Raw genomic sequence first — 17532 nt, forward strand, 5'->3', positions numbered from 1 at the left:
TTCATTTTCCCATCTGTCATGTTAAAAACGTCTTATTTAACAAATGCCTATTTTTATCAGTGTTATAAAATAAAAATCCGCCCCCACCAGCAACCCATCACTCAAACCGCTTTAAATTTTAAAACACACCCCCATTAATGGCAAGTGTTATTTTCAATTCAACAAAACAGAGAACATTATGTTAAATAAAGATTATCGCCAACGCTTTTTTATTGAGCATTCGCCCGTGCGTGGTGATGTGGTGCGACTGTCCGACAGTTTTACCACCGTGATTAGCCAAAAAGATTACCCCCCTGCCATCAAAGCCTTATTGGGCGAGATGTTGGTGTCGGCAAGCCTGCTTATCGGCACGCTCAAAATTGACGGCAAATTATCCATTCAACTGCAATCATCAGACGACAACTCGCCCCTGCGTTTTGCCATGGCAGAGTGCGACCACTCATCAGGGCAAGAGCTGGGGGCGGTGCGTGCGTTGGCAAGTTTTGACAACAGCGATGACAAACAGGCGTTTTGGCAATCGCTTCGCACCAGTGATAACGCTTTTGCCGTCATCAAAACAGGCGTGCTATTTATCAGCATTCACCCTAACTTTGGCGAGAGCTATCAAGGCATTGTCGAGCGTGTGAGCGACAACTTAGGCGAGTGCCTAGCCCATTACCAAAAACAATCCGCCCAAATCCCCACCATCATCAAACTTGCCACCGATGAGACCACCGCCGGCGGACTGCTTGTACAACTACTGCCCCAATCGGACGCCGACAAAGAAAACGACCCTGACCTATGGGATAGATTAAGCGTACTCACTAGCACCATCAAGGCGGACGAGCTGACCGAACTGCCTGCCGATGAAATCCTATATCGCCTGTATCACGAAGAAGATGTGGTACTGCCCGAACCCACCCCACTTGGCTTTGCTTGTACTTGCTCGCCCGAAAAAAGCGAAGGAGCGATTTTGCAACTAGGACATGATGAAGCCCTAGAAGTCGTGGACGCTCATGGCGGTACACTCACGTTAGATTGTGGTTTTTGTGGTAGGGAATACCGTTTTGATAAAGATGATATTAAGCAGTTATTTGCGTGATACGTCCTACCCCACCAACGCCCACTGTCATGCAGTGGGTTTTTATTGGTGAAAAATATTGGTATAATGGGCGATATATTATTATCATGGAGATGTCATGATTGTAGAAATCCCCCAAGAATTACAAGTGATGATAGAGTACCGTGCCAAACAACAAGGCATATCATCACACGCCTTTGCCGTCAAAACCTCAGAGCAGGCGGTCAATCCAAGTTATGCCAATGGCGATTTTAATTTTGATTTGGCACGTATAGACCAATCTATTAAAAGCGGACGTATTGATGTGCCTGATTTTGATGACATGGACGAATTTTTGGCATGGGTAAATTCATAAAAGTTATTTTTACCTCACAATTTAAATTATGGCTAAAAAATTATCCAAAAGCCGACCAAATTAAAATCGGTTTGTTCGTAGAACACGTCAAACAGTTTGGACTTAACAACTTGCAAGGACGCAACAAATCATCAGACAACGTCCCCACCGATGACCTAAATTGGCTACAAAAAGTCAAATATACCCAAGCCTATCGCCTGTGGCATTACCATATCGGCATACCTGATTATGCAGGCGAATTTGGCGACAGACTGGCGAATACATTTTGCATTATCAGCGTTTTGATGATGAGATTGTCATCGTGGATATGTCCGCCCACCCACCTTTTGAACTACCTAGCATAGACCGCCTAATCTAACCATGCCAATCCCCACCCACATGGACAGTAAAACCGCCGACATCGCCAAAGATGGCTTTTCGGTCATGTATGAGTTTTACCCAAACCACCCCAGAGATTACCCCATTTATCATGATTTTGATGACAGCATGGTATTGTTACAGCATTTACCAACGTTGTTGATATTTGGTGTACTGGCAATCAGCCTTGGCAATGTGTGGCTCAATATCTTTATGGGCAATCAGTCGTTTTGGAACGCCCTGCCCTTTACGGTGGTTTTTTTATTGATTGCCAGATTTGCCTTGTTTTTGTTGTACGCTCATATTTTTATGTGGAGACATCATAATACGATGATTGAGATTGATAAAGAACATATCGCTTTTGTCAAGCATTATACCGACCGTGAAAAAACGGTCATCGGTTTTGATAGGATTTATCATGCTAAGCTAAAACAACGCACCAAAACATGGTATAAAATCGTGTTGTATTATGTGGAATTTAGCGATGACGGTCTTTATTATAAAAAGCACAAAAGCACGATTGGTTATGTGAGTAATCTATTTGGCATGGGCGAGCGGGCAAATCACATCGTAGGCGACATCATACACACCATGCAAGCATATCATGACAGTCATGATGTGAATTTGCCAAAAGTGAATTATATTAAACAAAAATTCTTTTAATTAACAATAAACTACCGATACAACGTCCGCTCATTTAACAAATCAATGTCCGCCTGTTTTAGCTCAAAATTATGCAAATCCTGCTCATTGGCATAGGGGTACATAAGAGCAGTGGGGTCATCATTATGCCCGATACTAAGGGCATGACCCAGCTCATGAGCCAGCACCAATCGCAAATCATCGATATTTTCAAACTCATAAATATCAATCTTATGCCCGTCAAACTGCCCCTTATGAAACTCTCGGGGCGTTAGGCGAGCATTAGCGTGGTCAATGGCGTGATTGATATGTCCTGCCTTGTGATTGATGTCATCTACCGCTTGGTTAAAGGCGTCTTGGGAGAGCCGATAAGCATCAATCTTGGCATTTAGGGTTTGCTGATTGGCTCGCAACTGCTTCTCTATATCTAGCAAGCGTTGGCGTTCGCTTGGGTCGTGGGTGTGATTAATGAGATGAATGGTGTGGTTATATTGCTCTTGCCAAGCGGTCAGCTCGGCTTGCAAACGATTAAATTCATCGTGCAACACCTGTCTTTGGCGTGCCAGATTGTCCGAGTCTCGCCTGTGGTTTTGTTGTAGGGTATCTAGCTCCTGCTTGATTTGTTGGCGTGCTGTGGTCTCCATTTGTCGCTCATCATAGATGAGATTGATACTCACTTTTGCACTGTCATCATAGACAAACCACTGCCGACCCGTGCCGTCATGCCATATCATCACCGCTTCATGGGCAAGGCGTTTGACTTCATCATGACTTAACCCAAAACGCTCGTCCACATCGCCAATGCGATACCGCACTCGCAAATCGGTCGGATAAGTCAGCCGATGAATCAAACTATTATAGCGAACCTGTGGCTCGGTGTGGGTCTGATATGAGAAAAACCCAAGCACCAACACCACGCCTGCCAATATCATCAGCCGAATGATTTTTAACAATGTCATTTATTTATTCAAATCAAAGAACAACTACTGCTAAATCAATCCAACAATTTAAAAAAATGCTCACGATAATGGCGTAACTCACGAATAGAATCTCTAATATCATCTAATGCCAAATGCGTACCGTCTTTTTGGTAGCCATGGACGATATCAGGTCGCCAACGATAACACAACTCTTTGATGCTAGACACATCTAGGTTACGATAATGAAAAAACGCTTCCAATTTGGGCATTTGTCTTGCCAAAAAACGCCTGTCTTGACAGATAGAATTACCACACATTGGGGAGATTCCCTCATCTGCCCATTTTGACAAAAATTCAATGGTTGCCTGCTCTGCATACGCCAGCGTTATCTTACTGCGACGAACACGGTCGGTTAAACCTGATTCTCGGTGCTGGCGAGTACACCACTCGTCCATGGCATTTAGTGCTGTATCAGGAACTTTGATGGCAAATACAGGACCTTCGGCAAGAATGTTCAGGTCATCATCGGTAACAATGGTTGCAATCTCAATAATCTCATCTGTTTGGGTATCAAGCCCTGTCATTTCTAGGTCAATCCAGATGAGTGCTTTTTTGGGTTTTTGGGTAGGCTTGGGGTGTGTGATATGAATTTTGGACATGAGTGTTTCCATCATAATTGAATGATTTTTAAGAGGGTAATTACCAATAAAAGCAATAAAAGGGCAATATAAAAAGATAAAAATGGGACAACCGCCCCACTCTCATCTACTTTATTAGCCAAAATAAACATCAGCTAAATCGCTTGGGGGTCTCGTCATACACATGAGCATGATATTGTCGCATTTGACGTTCCATAACCGTGGCTATGGCTGCTGAAATCATGCTTTGACCGATGCTGTGGATATGCTCTGCCCCAACCATTTGCTTGACCTTATCAGAAAAAGCAATGCTCACCAGTATCTCATCAGTTCCCACTTCTTGGAGCACCAGTGAACCATTTTCTGTCTCAATAAATTCCAACATGGTCTCACTTACCTGCTGGGTACTGGCTTTATTATGGTTGAATGTGTCATTAACACCTGCATGGGTCTGTTTTTTGTTGGTGCGTCTTGACCCATCGCTTTGAGCGTCGGTATTTTTGGGTTTTGCTTTTGTGGTGCTTGGTTGGTTTTGAGTGTCGCTTACTGCTTGATTATTATCAATGTCATTATCTGCTTGCACATCAAGAACAGCAGTCGCTGGGTCAGTTTTTTTATGAGTGCATTTGGGTCTGTTTTGCTTGGTGTTTTGTGTAGATACAGACGTATTATCTGTCGTCATGCCCTGCCCTGTCTGTTTGTCGGATTGTTTTACCATAATATTGCCTACTATTAGCGTGCTTTTGGTGTGCTTTTTATCACTGATATGAATCAGCCTTATTATGGTGATTATTTTGCCAAATTTCAAGTTATTGCCAGTGATTTTACTTCTTTTTCATCGCACACACCATCGCACACACCAAAGATAGGCATGAGAATGTAAACAGGCACGCTCCTTACTTTATAAATAAATATAATAACCATTATTATTTACAAATGTAATTTTTTAAGATAAAATGGCTCATTTGTTGTCATTTTGTATGTATTCTTACAGTCTGAAACAAATTTGGTAATCACCAAAATCATTCATTTTTATAAGTACCACACCATGTGCCAATACAATTTTCCCAACAACTTACCCAAAAAATCATTGCTCGCCCTACTCATCCCTGCCATAATGTGCCACGCCATACAGGCACATGCCAATGACAACGAACTCAAAGTTCATCTTGGTCATGAGACGATTACCATCAGTGGCACGCCCCAAAAAGAGGTTGGTGAACAGACCACAACACGCCGTGAACTTAATGAGCAAATGGTACAAAATAACCATGATTTGGTGCGTTATAATACCGAGGTGGATGTAGCAGAGGTGGGGCGTTATGGTAATAAAGGCTTTGCCATTCGTGGTGTGGATGGCAACCGCATCAACATGAACATTGATGGGGTGGCATTGCCTGAGGTGGAAGTCAATGAAATTTTCTCCCCTTATGGCTATCAATACGAAGGACGATTTAATCCCGATTTGGAGATGATGGGGCGTGTTCACATCATGGCAGGTTCTGACAGTCTGCTTTTGGGTTCAGGAGCGGTTGGTGGTTCGGTATCTTATCATACCAAAGAGCCTATCGGTTTGGTCAAAACAGGTAACTTTGGCGGTTATGCCAAAGTAGGTTATGCCAACAAAAACGAAGAATGGCTATCGGCATTTGGTCTGGCGGGGGTCTATGACAAAACAGAATTTTTGTTAAATTACGCTCATCGCACAGGGCATGAACTAAAAAATCATGACATGAAAGGTCATGACAGCTCACAGCTAGACCCCATGTATTTATTCCCAAAAGAGTACATGCCTGACAGCTTAAAAGCCTATAAACACAATGGCAGCACATCAAGCTTAATATACCCAGATGCACTTGACTACAAAACCAACAGTGTATTGACAAAATTTTATCGCCATCTAAGCGATGAACATCGTGTGGGCATATATGGCATGTTTCAAGAACGCAAAAACCACATGAACATTGACAGCAAAAACATCACAAATGGCTCTCGTTTGGGTGGTGGTATTAGACGAGCTCATGATATTGAAAAATTAGAGAGCTATGGCATAAACCATCGCTACACACCAAACAACAGTCAGTGGTTGGACAAATTACACCTAAATTATGCTCATAATAAGGCTTTTGGGCTGGCACATACCTGGATATACAACAGAGAAATTGACAATGAAACCGTATCATCATCAATCCTAAACAATAGAGAATACCGCCCCACAAAAACGATCACAGACCAGCTTGAACTTAGCACAGACTTTTTACCCATCTCACTGCATAAGTTTGGAGAGCATCGTTTTACCTTGAATGCAACTTACAAAAAACAAGACTACACCAGCACCGCCGTGGACAAACAAGAAAAACATGGACAATATCTAAAATACGCATTCGCTGATGCCAAAAAAGACATTCATAGCATGAGCCTAACAGACAGCATTCATTTTCACGAACGCTTAAAAGCCATGATTGGCGTGCGTTATGATAATTATAAATATTCACCCTACTTTCAAAATGCCGATGAACACAAATCCAATACCGACTCTTGTACCAATACCTTAGGGCGAGACTGGCTAAATAACAGCTTATATTGCAACACCTATCGCAAACAGGCAGGGCTAACATCAGACGACTTGTCTGCTTTTGCCCATTGGCGTGACGGTGAGGAGAAGCTCAAAAAATGGCGAGATGATAATTATGAAAAATACACAGGGCTACAAAAGAGCAAATTTGACCACATCACCTTCGGTGGTGCTATTGATTATCAAGCAATCCCTAGCAAACTAACCACTCGCTATAAGATTGGCACAGGTTTTTTGGCACCCACCGTTACTCAAATTTATAGCAATTATTCATTTAATGGGGCAAGTCAAGTTCCCAACTACAATCTAAAACCTGAAAAATCACTCAATCAAGAATTAGAATTAGATTGGAAAGTAAATGGCGACATCAACTTAACCATGGCCGGTTATCTGACCCAATATGATGATTTCATTCATACACGCTATTGGCAAGGAAGTAGAGACAACCCCGATAGCAAAGGCTGTACGGTAGGCACTTGCCTGCAATCTGTCAACTTAGATCAGGCCCGGGTTTATGGCATCAAGTTTGGGATTAACGCCGATCTGTCTGACAAACTACATACCGATGGTAGGCTTGATGTATTTGCCAACTTTCATAGTGCCAAAGACAGTGCAACCATTGACACCGATAAAAATGGCAAAATGAAAATCAACACCCTAGCCGCCGTTCCAACATCCTTACTGCTGGGTTCAACATATACATCAGCCAATGACAAATGGTCATTAGGCACTCGCATCAACTGGATACAACGCAAAAAACCAAATGCCGTTAAAAATTTAGAGATCGGAGAAAATGCAACCACAACCCATGGCTGTCCCCAAGACATCATAAATTATTATGGACATTGCCCACCCTATTTTGCCAGCAACGTAACCAAATATGACTATTATGAGTATGTGGGAAGTTATGACCAAATCCATCGCAGTAAATCTGTCATCTTATTTGACATGTTCGGCTCTAAAAAATTCGGTAAAAACAATGATTGGACTTTAAATGCAGGTATCTATAACATCACCAATGAAAAATACATTCCTTGGCAGACGTTACGCCAATTTGCCACCACCAGTGTCAATAGCATGGTAGACAAAGAAGGTCATGGCTTTAACCGCTACACTGCCCCAGGTCGTAACTATGCCCTATCGTTGACATATGAATTTTAAACCACCAATACCGAACCAGCCCATCTGATGATGGGCTTTTTTATTTGGTCATCAATTGCCAAATAAAATATTATGGCAACTTTAAATTAAGATATGTTATAATATATCCATAAATCTTTAAACTTGTCACAAATCCAGTGAGACATCAATGCAAAACGTAACTGACGCACACATCAGTTACATTTATTTACAAGAGAGTTGTCATGACCACTTATAAACATCTGTCTTTGACAGTTTTATTACTTTTAAACCATGCAGCCATGGCTGATGAGACCACAGCTAATAAGACCATGGTACAAATACCAAAGACACAAATACCAAACAGCAATGCCATGCCAACTGTGCAACTGGCACATGAGACCATTGTTGTTGATGGGGATGATTTTCAAAGTCCACTCTTAAACAACCAAAGCGTTACCAACATATTCATCAAACAAGAGGCACTACAACAACGAGCAACCACCCTAGGCGATGCTTTGGCAGGCGAGCTTGGTGTTCATTCTAACCATTTTGGTGGCGGTGCCTCAGCCCCCATCATTCGTGGGCAGGAGGGTAAACGCCTGAAAATCCTACAAAACGGCTCAGAGGTTGTGGACATGTCTGGGTTATCGCCAGACCATGCCATAGCGGTGGATACCACACTGGCAAAACAGGTGGAGATTGTGCGAGGCTCTGGTGCATTGTTGTACGCCTCTGGCAACTCAGCAGGCGTGGTCAATGTCGTTGATGACAAAATACCCAGCAAATTGCCCAGCAAATTACAAGGTGATTTGGCGGTGCGTCTTAGCAGTGCCAACCGTGAAAAATTAATCACCGCCAGTGCCGAAGCCCCACTGGGAGAGCATGTGGCGGTGCGTGTTGCAGGGCTGTCCAAACAAGCAGCAGATTATAAAACGCCACGCTTTGACCGCCATGTCTTTAACGAAGAATCTGAATACGATGACACTCAGCCAGAATTCATCTATAAAGACACTTTAAAACATCTGCCAGACAGCCATGCCAAATCACAAGCAGGAACGCTTGGCGTGTCATGGGTTGGCAATCAAGGCTTTTTGGGGGCATCGGTGAGCTTACGCCGAGACAAATATGGCCTGCCCAACCATTCACATGAATATGAAGAATGTAGCGTACATGGCATTTCTCAGTCCGCCTTACAATACAAGCCATATTTGCGTTTGTATCCTTTTTTGATGGAAAATGATGACTTAGAGTTTGACAATGCAGGGCTTGAATGCCATACACATGATGACCATGCTCATGACCACGAGCATGGCAAACCGTGGATTGATTTGAAAATGAAGCGTTATGATGTGCAAGGGCAAATCAATGCACCGTTTGCTGGCATTGATAAAATCCGAGCCAGCATGGGCAAAGCGGATTATCATCATGATGAGATAGATGGGGGTGAGAAGACCAGCTTTTTTGACAATCAAGCCAATGTGTGGCGTCTGGAAGCCTCACATACCCCCATTCATACGCCGATGGGCAAGTTTAGCGGGGTGTTTGGGGTCGGTTATCTCACCTCAAAAAACAGCGGACTTGTGCCACCTCGCTATGAAGATGGCAATAAACAAGACACCCAAAACATCTTACATAATAATAAAACCAAGACAGGCAGTGTGTTTTGGTTTGAAGAATACAAGCCCAATGACAAGCTGACAGTTGACGCCGCCGCTCGCATTGAAAAACAAACCATCACCATGGATTATGACAAAAACGCCATTTATCAGAGCTTAAACTTAGGTTTGGCAACCGCTCATGAACCAGACATACGTTTTAAACGATTGCTTGACAGCGGTACTCTAAACCCCCAAAAACAAACCGCACGCTCTTATGCTGTTGGGACGCATTTACAATTAACGCCCAAACATAAATTATCGCTGAATCTGTCGCATCAAGAACGCCTGCCAAATGCTCAGGAATTGTATGCTCACGGCATGCACCTTGCCACCAACTCTTTTGAAATTGGTAACCGCTTTTTAAACAAAGAAAAATCCAACAACATTGATTTGGGGCTGACATTTCAAGGTGATAAATGGGATTACCGTCTTGGTGGCTATCATTATGATTTTGATAACTATGTGTTTTTACAAACATTGTCGCAGTATAAGCAAGGTTTGCGTGGCATGCGTCATGATAAAGACTTAAAAACCGCACGCTATGAACAAGCAGCGGCGAAATTTTATGGATTTGATGCCAACATCGGTTATCAGATTAATGATGTGTATCATGTGGCGTTATTTGGTGATTATATTCGTGGCAAACTCACCAATTTGCCTGACAAACAAGGCAGAACCGATGCGTATGGCAACCGTCCTCTCATCAAACAGCCAGACAGTCATACGCCAAGACTGCCACCAAAACGCCTTGGCATGAAATTAACCGCCAATGTTAATGCAAATTGGTCAGGGTCTTTGGAATATCGCCATACCTTTAAACAAGATAAATTGGCGAATTTTGAACGCCCAACCCCAGCTCACAACTTGGTGAATTTGGGGCTTAACTATCAGCACAAGCCAAGCCATCAAGCAGGCTCGGTTCAGGTATTTTTTAATGCCAATAATCTATTAAACGATAAAGTCTTTGCTCACGAGACATTTTTCCCAGACATGCCACAAATGGGGCGAAACTTTATGCTCGGGGCAAATTTCAAATTTTGACAAATCATAAAATCCAAATCAAAAACCATCGTGGCAAACCATATTCTCGATGGTTTTTTGATGGCAAATCAAAGATGGTCAAAGCCCAATTTGGCATGCTGTTTGCTCGCCATATTTTTAGCCATATTTTTAAAAAACTGCAATAAAAAACTTGACATCTTATCATACTGCTGTATAATGAGCGACCAATTGGGGACGTGGCGAAATTGGTAGACGCACTGGATTTAGGTTCCAGCGGGGCGACCTGTGAGAGTTCGAGTCTCTCCGTCCCCACCATGTTTTAACTCAATCGTGAATGCGGTTGAGTTTTTTTGTGTGCAAATTTCTTGACATCTGTTCTTATAAACACAATAATAAATGTACTTCATCCATCTCTTGTAGGACATGCCATGACAACCACGCCTTTTGACACCCTACCCAAATCTACCTTGACAGGCAAACCTGTTTTGCACTTCGTTCATGCCAATGGCTTTCCCGCCCAAGTCTACACATCATTGTTTGAGCATTGGGAGAGGGTATTTAGCATTGAGTATATTAAACTCTTTGGCATGCATCCTGATTATCCGCCAGATAATCACTGGCAAAAACTGACCCATCAGGTACTAGACAACATTCATCAGACCTGCCAAAAACACAGTGTGCCACATGTTGTTGCTGTGGGGCATTCTGTGGGGGCAGTAACGACCATGCAGGCGTGTGATAAAGATCCAACGCACATCAGTCAGCTCATCGCCCTTGACCCATCCCTACTCATGGGCAAAATGAGCCTAATTTATCAGCTCTCCAAAATCATGGATGACGCCCTATGTCCCTTGACAGGGTCTCAACATTATTTTGTTGATAAAATCTCGCCTGCCAGTAAATCCAAATATCGCAAAGACACCTTTGACAGCAGGCAGACTGCCCATGACAGCCTACGCCAAAAGGGATTATTTAGAGCCTTTGACAGGCGTGCCTTTGATGACTACATCAGACACGGACTGACCGCCAAAGACGACAAATTCACACTCGCCATCAACAAGGGGGTTGAGATTGGCATTTTTCGCACCATACCATCTTTATACTGGGCTAAATCTCTGACCATCTACCGCCCTACCACGCTCATCGCTGGTAAGGACAGTTATTTTACCCACATAGGTTCATATCAAGCCATTCATGACAATTGGGGCATCCCCATCATCTATGTGGACGGCTCACACATGTTTCCCTTAGAAAATCCAGACAGCACCGCCCATCTTGTGCTAGACACCATCAACAAACAAATAAAGACTTGCTAAAATGCCCCATCTTAACCGAACTCACCCACAGATGACACAGATAACCAAACAATCACATCAATCTGTGATTAAATTTTCGCCACTGGGTCTGGTAGGACTGTGTTTATTTTGCCTATTTGGCATGTTTGCCCTGCAAATCATTGGCACATACATCGGTTCACTGGCTTATTATGAACAAGCACAAAAACTAGATATCGCCACACTCATCACACTCGGTTCAAATAACGGCGTGGTGGTCGCCATTTCGGTGTTTATCACCGCCCTGCTATTTACACTGTTCACCCTAGCTCTTGTACTGCTTAAAATTAAAACATCACCTAATACCACACCCGGTCGGTCTGCCTTGGCTCATTACTGGCAAAATACTTGGCAATTTTTTGGGATAAAAGCGATAAATATCAAGGATTTTATCACAACCTTGGTTGGTATGGGGATATTTATGGCGGTAAGTGAGTTTATTTTGTTTATATCAAACAGCTCACCCATGGATTTTTTGGATGGACTCATCACCGATGAATCACTACCGCTACTTATGTTTGCCATCGTGGTGGTCGCCCCCATCTACGAAGAGCTGGTGTTTCGGGGGTTGATATTTGGCGGACTGCTTCATCGTCATCGTGCCGAGCAAACCCCCATCCGTCTGGTCGGTTTTACCATCGCTAAGTCCACACTCATGGCAAGTCTCATAAGCAGTCTGCTCTTTACACTCGTTCATCTACAATACGACCTGCTTGGCATGATGGTCATCTTTGCCATGGCGTTGCTGTTTTGCTATATCCGTGTCAAATACGGACTCATCATGGCAATACTCATGCACATGGTCAATAATGGCATGGCGATGGCGGTGTATTTGGCAAGCTAACTCAAAAGCCCTTTTCTTTGTCATCAGAGCTTGTTATACTATTTATAAGCACACCCTAATTACAGGCTTTAACTGGGAAAACATACTAGGGCGTGCCTGCCATTTATAACATTTTTATAAAATAAGATGAAAATTTGACAATTTTAATCGATTTTTGCATGAAAAATGGCTAAATCTTGTGGCTCGAAGTCAAAAACTTGCTTGATAGAAGACTCACAGCCTACGTTTTTTCCTTGAAAAACGTGCGATTCCCCTGCTTTTTTAAACAGGCATTTTTCATTGCAAACACCAAAGGCAGGCACACCCTAATTTACTTACAAGTCATCATCAAGGTATTTTATGGACATCATTATCTTGGGTGGGGGCGTGATTGGCACGACCACCGCCTATTATCTTGCCAAAGCAGGGGCAAAAGCTACCGTCATAGACCGCCAATCGGATGTGGCGATGGAGACAAGTTTTGCCAATGCCGGACAAATCTCTCCTGGTTACTCAACCCCTTGGGCTGCCCCCAAAATCCCCCAAAAGGCGGTCAGATGGCTCATGCAAAAGCACGCTCCCCTTGCCATCACCCCTGATGGCACAGGCTTTCAACTGGCATGGATGAAACAAATGCTTGCCAACTGCAATGCCGAGCGGTATGAAATCAACAAAGAACGCATGATGCGAGTGTCAGAGTACAGCCGTGATTGCATCCGTGCCTTACGTGATGAGATTGGCATTGGCTATGAACATCGTACAGGTGGCACGGTACAGCTGTTTCGTAAACCCGCCCAAATCCAAGCCATGCGCCTTGATACCAAAGTGTTAGAAGAATGTGGTGTGCCTTATGAGATACTGGACGCAGATGGACTTATCAAGGCTGAGCCTGCTCTTGCTTATGCTACCGCTCCGCTTTTGGGCGGTCTAAGATTGCCCAATGATGAAACGGGCGACTGTAATTTATTTACCAAACGCCTTGCCGAGCATTGTACATCGCTTGGCGTGACGTTCAAATTTGACACAAACATTGACAACATCATCTTTGAAAATCAAACCATCAAAGGCATTATTACAGGTGGCGAAACGCTGACAGCAGACGGCTATGTGATGGCGATGGGCAGTTATAGCCGTGCCATGCTCTTACCACTTGGGCTGAATTTGCCCGTCTATCCTGTCAAGGGTTATTCGCTGACCGCTGACATCATCGATGAGACCAAAGCCCCCATCTCTACCGTGCTTGATGAGACCTACAAAATCGCCATCACCCGTTTTGACAATCGCATTCGGGTAGGTGGCATGGCAGATCTGTCGGGCTTTGATTTGTCATTAAACCCTGCCCGCCGCGAGACTTTAGAGATGGTTACAAAAAGTCTGTTTGACGGTGGCGACCTGCCAAATGCCAAATTTTGGACAGGGCTACGTCCGATGACCCCAGATGGCACACCCATCATTGGGGCGACCAAATTTGACAACCTATTCATCAATACAGGGCATGGCACGCTTGGCTGGACAATGGCATGCGGCTCTGGTAAACTGCTTTCTGATATCATCATGGGCAAACAAACCGAGATTTCATTGGAAGGCTTAGATATGAGCCGTTATCAGAAGTAATGTAGTTTTGATACTGTTAATCAACACACCTTTGGGTGGATTTGTAGGGGCAAATCACATTTACTCTTTGATAAAACGTTGATTTTTGGGTAAATTGCAATTTGCTCCTACACGTCCAAATTTTAAAATGTTTCTTTATTGAACAACACCATTTATTTTTAAGGAAAATGTTATGAACATTCAAAAAATTGACAGCAACGACACCATCACCGAAATTGCCATTTATAATGGCGTGGTCTATTTGGCAGGGCAAGTACCTGATGATGACAGCCTTGATATCGTCGGACAAACTCGTGAAGTCCTAGCCAACATTGACAAAGCCTTAGTCAAGGCAGGCACGGACAAATCTCGCCTTTTGACCGCACAGGTGTTTATCAAAAATTTAGAAGATTTTGATGAATTTAATGCCGAATACGCCGCTTGGATAGCAGGCAACGTTCCGCCCACTCGTGCCACGGTTCAGGCAAATTTGGTAAATCCCAACTGGCTGGTTGAGATTGTGGTAACGGCAGGCATCTAATCTACCCCCACCACTTGTAGCCCTGCCAACGCCACCACCCCTGCCGTCTCGGTACGAAGTATCCGCTCGCCTATCGTCCACGACAAAAAGCCATGCTTGTGGCACTCATCTATCTCATCATCGGACAGTCCGCCTTCTGAACCGACCAGTATGCCTATCGTGGACGGCAAGGGGGCTTTTGGAGTGTAGCGGTGCACGTCGTCCGCTAGGCTCATGACGATTTTTAGCTCATCGGTACAACTTGCTAGGCAGTCCGAAAGTGCCACAGGGGGCAAAATGGCAGGGATGATATTAAGCCCGCATTGCTCACAGGCAGAGACAGCGATTTTTTGCCAATGAGCAAGTTTTTTGTTATCACGCTCATATCTGAGTCGCTCGGAGCGTTCGGTGGTGATGAGCTGTATGGCGGACACGCCCATTTCACACGCCTTTTGAATGGTGTAATCCATACGCTCGCCCTTACTCATCGCTTGGATTAGGGTAACACGGTAAGACAAGGTGCGATTGGTGGGGTTAAAGTCATCTATACGCACATGGGCGGACTTTTTGTCAATGTGGGTCAACGTGGCGGTGTATTCGCCCCCTTGCCCGTTAAAAAGTGTGGCACTATCACCAATATTTGCCCGCAAAACCTTTGTCCAATGATGATACACGTCATCAGGCAGGGTTATCGTGTCATGTACGGCTAGGGGCATATCTACAAAAAAACGCATGAAATCGCCTTTGAAATGATTTATTAAAAATAAATTGGCAACCATAAAATGATTTAATATTTCATTTATTTTTATTTGCCGATTTTATGTTTATTTTATGATTGTTTAACTTAAAAATACACCAATGGGCGTGTTCAACACGCCCCTACAAAAGTATTGTTTAAAAATGTAGAATTGGTGTGAATTGGGGTTAATTTACTACACCCGAGAAGCTTTAAAATTACCACAAACATAATGAAGTTTGGGTGTAGGGGCGTGCTGTGCACGCCTATAAAAATTGGCATGTTATCAAAGGACGTGCGGAGCCAGTCCCTACAAAGCCTGTGTTAAATATTAAGTTTGTTAGGTGTATATTAAAAGATGGATATTATAAATTGATAATGATTTGGGCAAATTGCAATTTGCCCCTACGCATTTATCCAAAAAATAACTCATCTCTTTTTTAAATCAACCTTTTTTGACTCTTTTTTATCTTGTTTAAACACACTTGATAAATCAGGTTTTTCTTTACCAATGGTAACGATGATAAATTCATCAGGGCGGATATAGGTATTTAGCGATTGATTGACCGTATCCAATGTCGCCTTGTCTAGTCGCACCAAATAATCGGTGATATGACTGTCGGGCAAATTGTCATAGTTTAGTTCAGATGCTTTGTTGTGAATGGCGGTATTGGTGGCAAGGCTCATGGGATAGGCGTATTTACGACTGGTGCGTTCTAGGTTAAACTCACTGTCTTTTATGCCATTTTTTCTTGTGTTTTCAATGACTTGTAAGGTTTTGATGATCGCCTCTTTTGCTTTGTCCGATTGGGTAGAAAAGCTGATACGATAATAGCCACGCTCATCAAAGACATTCATAGCACCTGTGATGCCATAGGTGTAGCCGTGCTTGTCTCGAATCTCTTTCATAAGATGGGCATTAAAATCACCCCCTGCCAGCACGCTGTTGGCAAGGCTAAAATTGGTGCGGTTTTGTAGCTCCACAGGATCTTTGGTCTCTTTTTCGCCCATGTGTCCGATATAGACGTGCGTTTGGGTGCTGTCATAGGGGATATGGACGTGCTGTGGCTTGGGGGCGATGGGCGTGGGCAAGTCGGCGGCTCTCTCGCCTTGGGGCAAGGCATTTATCAGGCGTTTGGCGATGGTGCGTGCATCATCGGCACTGATGTCGCCTGTGATGGCGATGTGGGCGTTGCCTTTGGTTAAGTATTTGTTTTTATAGGCGATTAGGTCATCTCGGCTAATGCTCGCCACGCTCTGTTGTGTGCCATGTGTGGATACGGCATAAGGATGCGTGCCATACATGGTTTTTAAAAACTCAACACTCGCCACATGAGCGGGGTCTTGTTTGGCACGCTCAAAACCGATGTCCGCTTGGGCTTGGTTGCGTTTTAGGATAGTTTCATCAAAACGGGGGTTTTGTATCATGTCGGCAAACAAATCAAGGGCAGGATACAGCTCTTTGTCGTCCGACAAACTTCTAAACGCATAAACAAACGTGTCTCGGTAGGCAGTCGCCCCAAATACCACGCCCAGCAGTTCGGCTTTTTCGGCAAATGTGTTCTCATCTAGGTGGGTTGTGCCTTGGGTCATCATGGTGGCGGTCATGCCAGCAATGCCGTAGCCGTCCGCCCGTATGGTGTCATCCTTGGCAGAACCGCCCTTAAAGGTCAAGCTAATGTCCAAAATCGGTAGTTCATCAATGGGCGTAAAAATCACAGGTACGCCGTCCACATCAAACCGCTCCATGTGCGGGATTTTTAAATCCAATGGCTTGTCATCTTTTAGGCTATCAAGCACAGGCAAAGGCTTATCGCTTGGGGCGACAGGGGCATGATGATGACCGTCCGCCCATGTGGTGTGGCTGATAAGGAATAAGGCTAAGGCGATTGGGGTAAGTTTTTTCATGGTAATTCCTGATATTGGGTTGGGGTTTTAATGGTTGATTTTATATAAATCATTTTGGCATTGTTGATTTGTGGTTTTTGATGTATTGATTTTGGGTGAATTGCGATTCGCCCCTACTATCCAAATTTTAAAATATGGGGTTTTTTAACAATACGCTATTTTAAAATATCCAAATTTAACAATACCTATTTATCTTTTCAATAAAATGATTTTGGTAAAATTTAATCGTTATTTTGTTTAAATTTGACCCATAATTTTTATCAATTTTTGGCATTGTTAATTAACCATA

15 protein-coding genes and 1 tRNA gene are annotated in these 17532 nt (G+C 43.5%); 11 read left to right on the forward strand and 5 right to left on the reverse strand.

Annotated elements, in window-relative coordinates; genetic code table 11:
• Positions 1-178: 178 nt before the first annotated feature.
• The 4 genes from AAHK14_RS12770 (at position 179) to AAHK14_RS12785 (ending at position 2435) form a co-directional block, all read left to right on the forward strand.
• Positions 179-1081: an Hsp33 family molecular chaperone HslO gene (locus AAHK14_RS12770; protein ID WP_065255880.1), complete on the forward strand. Its 903-nt coding sequence runs from the start codon at positions 179-181 to the stop codon at positions 1079-1081.
• 97 nt (positions 1082-1178) lie between these two features.
• Positions 1179-1415: a hypothetical protein gene (locus AAHK14_RS12775; RefSeq protein ID WP_065255881.1), complete on the forward strand. Its 237-nt coding sequence runs from the start codon at positions 1179-1181 to the stop codon at positions 1413-1415.
• Positions 1400-1759 carry a hypothetical protein gene (locus tag AAHK14_RS12780; RefSeq protein WP_197035887.1) on the forward strand — a complete coding sequence of 120 codons (360 nt, stop codon included), beginning with the start codon at positions 1400-1402 and terminating at the stop codon, positions 1757-1759. Before AAHK14_RS12775 ends, AAHK14_RS12780 begins: the two co-directional genes overlap by 16 nt.
• 16 nt (positions 1760-1775) lie before the next feature.
• Positions 1776-2435 carry a hypothetical protein gene (locus tag AAHK14_RS12785; RefSeq protein ID WP_065255882.1) on the forward strand — a complete coding sequence of 220 codons (660 nt, stop codon included), beginning with the start codon at positions 1776-1778 and terminating at the stop codon, positions 2433-2435.
• A gap of 11 nt (positions 2436-2446) precedes the next feature.
• Here the strand turns inward: AAHK14_RS12785 and AAHK14_RS12790 are convergent, their stop codons facing one another.
• The 3 genes from AAHK14_RS12790 to AAHK14_RS12800 all read right to left on the reverse strand — a co-directional run bounded on the left by AAHK14_RS12790 (position 2447) and on the right by AAHK14_RS12800 (position 4690).
• Positions 2447-3373 carry a matrixin family metalloprotease gene (locus AAHK14_RS12790; protein ID WP_083108044.1) on the reverse strand — a complete coding sequence of 309 codons (927 nt, stop codon included), beginning with the start codon at positions 3371-3373 and terminating at the stop codon, positions 2447-2449.
• 35 nt (positions 3374-3408) lie between these two features.
• Positions 3409-3993, reverse strand: coding sequence for an oligoribonuclease (gene orn / locus AAHK14_RS12795; RefSeq protein WP_065255883.1), 585 nt, complete (start codon positions 3991-3993; stop codon positions 3409-3411).
• Positions 3994-4123: 130 nt separating this feature from the next.
• The gene (locus AAHK14_RS12800; RefSeq protein WP_227514690.1) at positions 4124-4690 is read right to left on the reverse strand and encodes a hypothetical protein; all 567 of its coding nucleotides are present in this window, start codon (positions 4688-4690) and stop codon (positions 4124-4126) included.
• A 330-nt stretch (positions 4691-5020) separates the two neighbouring features.
• Here AAHK14_RS12800 and AAHK14_RS12805 point away from each other — a divergent pair, with 330 nt between their 5' ends.
• The 7 genes from AAHK14_RS12805 (at position 5021) to AAHK14_RS12835 (ending at position 14620) form a co-directional block, all read left to right on the forward strand.
• Positions 5021-7708 carry a TonB-dependent hemoglobin/transferrin/lactoferrin family receptor gene (locus tag AAHK14_RS12805; protein WP_065255884.1) on the forward strand — a complete coding sequence of 896 codons (2688 nt, stop codon included), beginning with the start codon at positions 5021-5023 and terminating at the stop codon, positions 7706-7708.
• A gap of 203 nt (positions 7709-7911) precedes the next feature.
• Positions 7912-10368 (forward strand): TonB-dependent receptor, encoded by a 2457-nt coding sequence (locus tag AAHK14_RS12810; protein WP_227514691.1) that lies wholly within the window; start codon positions 7912-7914, stop codon positions 10366-10368.
• Positions 10369-10559: 191 nt separating this feature from the next.
• Positions 10560-10644, forward strand: a tRNA-Leu gene (locus AAHK14_RS12815).
• A 113-nt stretch (positions 10645-10757) separates the two neighbouring features.
• The gene (locus AAHK14_RS12820; protein WP_065255885.1) at positions 10758-11645 is read left to right on the forward strand and encodes an alpha/beta hydrolase; all 888 of its coding nucleotides are present in this window, start codon (positions 10758-10760) and stop codon (positions 11643-11645) included.
• Positions 11646-11766: 121 nt separating this feature from the next.
• The gene (locus AAHK14_RS12825; protein WP_346818205.1) at positions 11767-12507 is read left to right on the forward strand and encodes a CPBP family intramembrane glutamic endopeptidase; all 741 of its coding nucleotides are present in this window, start codon (positions 11767-11769) and stop codon (positions 12505-12507) included.
• Between the two features lie 339 nt (positions 12508-12846).
• Complete coding sequence (locus AAHK14_RS12830) at positions 12847-14100, forward strand: D-amino acid dehydrogenase (RefSeq protein ID WP_194092534.1); 1254 nt, start codon at positions 12847-12849, stop codon at positions 14098-14100.
• 172 nt (positions 14101-14272) lie between these two features.
• Complete coding sequence (locus AAHK14_RS12835) at positions 14273-14620, forward strand: RidA family protein (RefSeq protein WP_062498475.1); 348 nt, start codon at positions 14273-14275, stop codon at positions 14618-14620.
• Here the strand turns inward: AAHK14_RS12835 and AAHK14_RS12840 are convergent.
• Together AAHK14_RS12840 and AAHK14_RS12845 are read right to left on the reverse strand one after the other, a co-directional pair.
• On the reverse strand, positions 14617-15333 hold the full coding sequence (locus AAHK14_RS12840) for a 16S rRNA (uracil(1498)-N(3))-methyltransferase (RefSeq protein ID WP_062498474.1): 717 nt from the start codon (positions 15331-15333) through the stop codon (positions 14617-14619). The genes AAHK14_RS12835 and AAHK14_RS12840 overlap by 4 nt on opposite strands.
• 431 nt (positions 15334-15764) lie before the next feature.
• The gene (locus AAHK14_RS12845) at positions 15765-17243 is read right to left on the reverse strand and encodes a pitrilysin family protein (protein ID WP_065255888.1); all 1479 of its coding nucleotides are present in this window, start codon (positions 17241-17243) and stop codon (positions 15765-15767) included.
• Positions 17244-17532: the final 289 nt, after the last annotated feature.

It is taken from the genome of Moraxella sp. K1664 (genome assembly GCF_039693965.1).
Taxonomy (GTDB): Bacteria; Pseudomonadota; Gammaproteobacteria; order Pseudomonadales; family Moraxellaceae; genus Moraxella.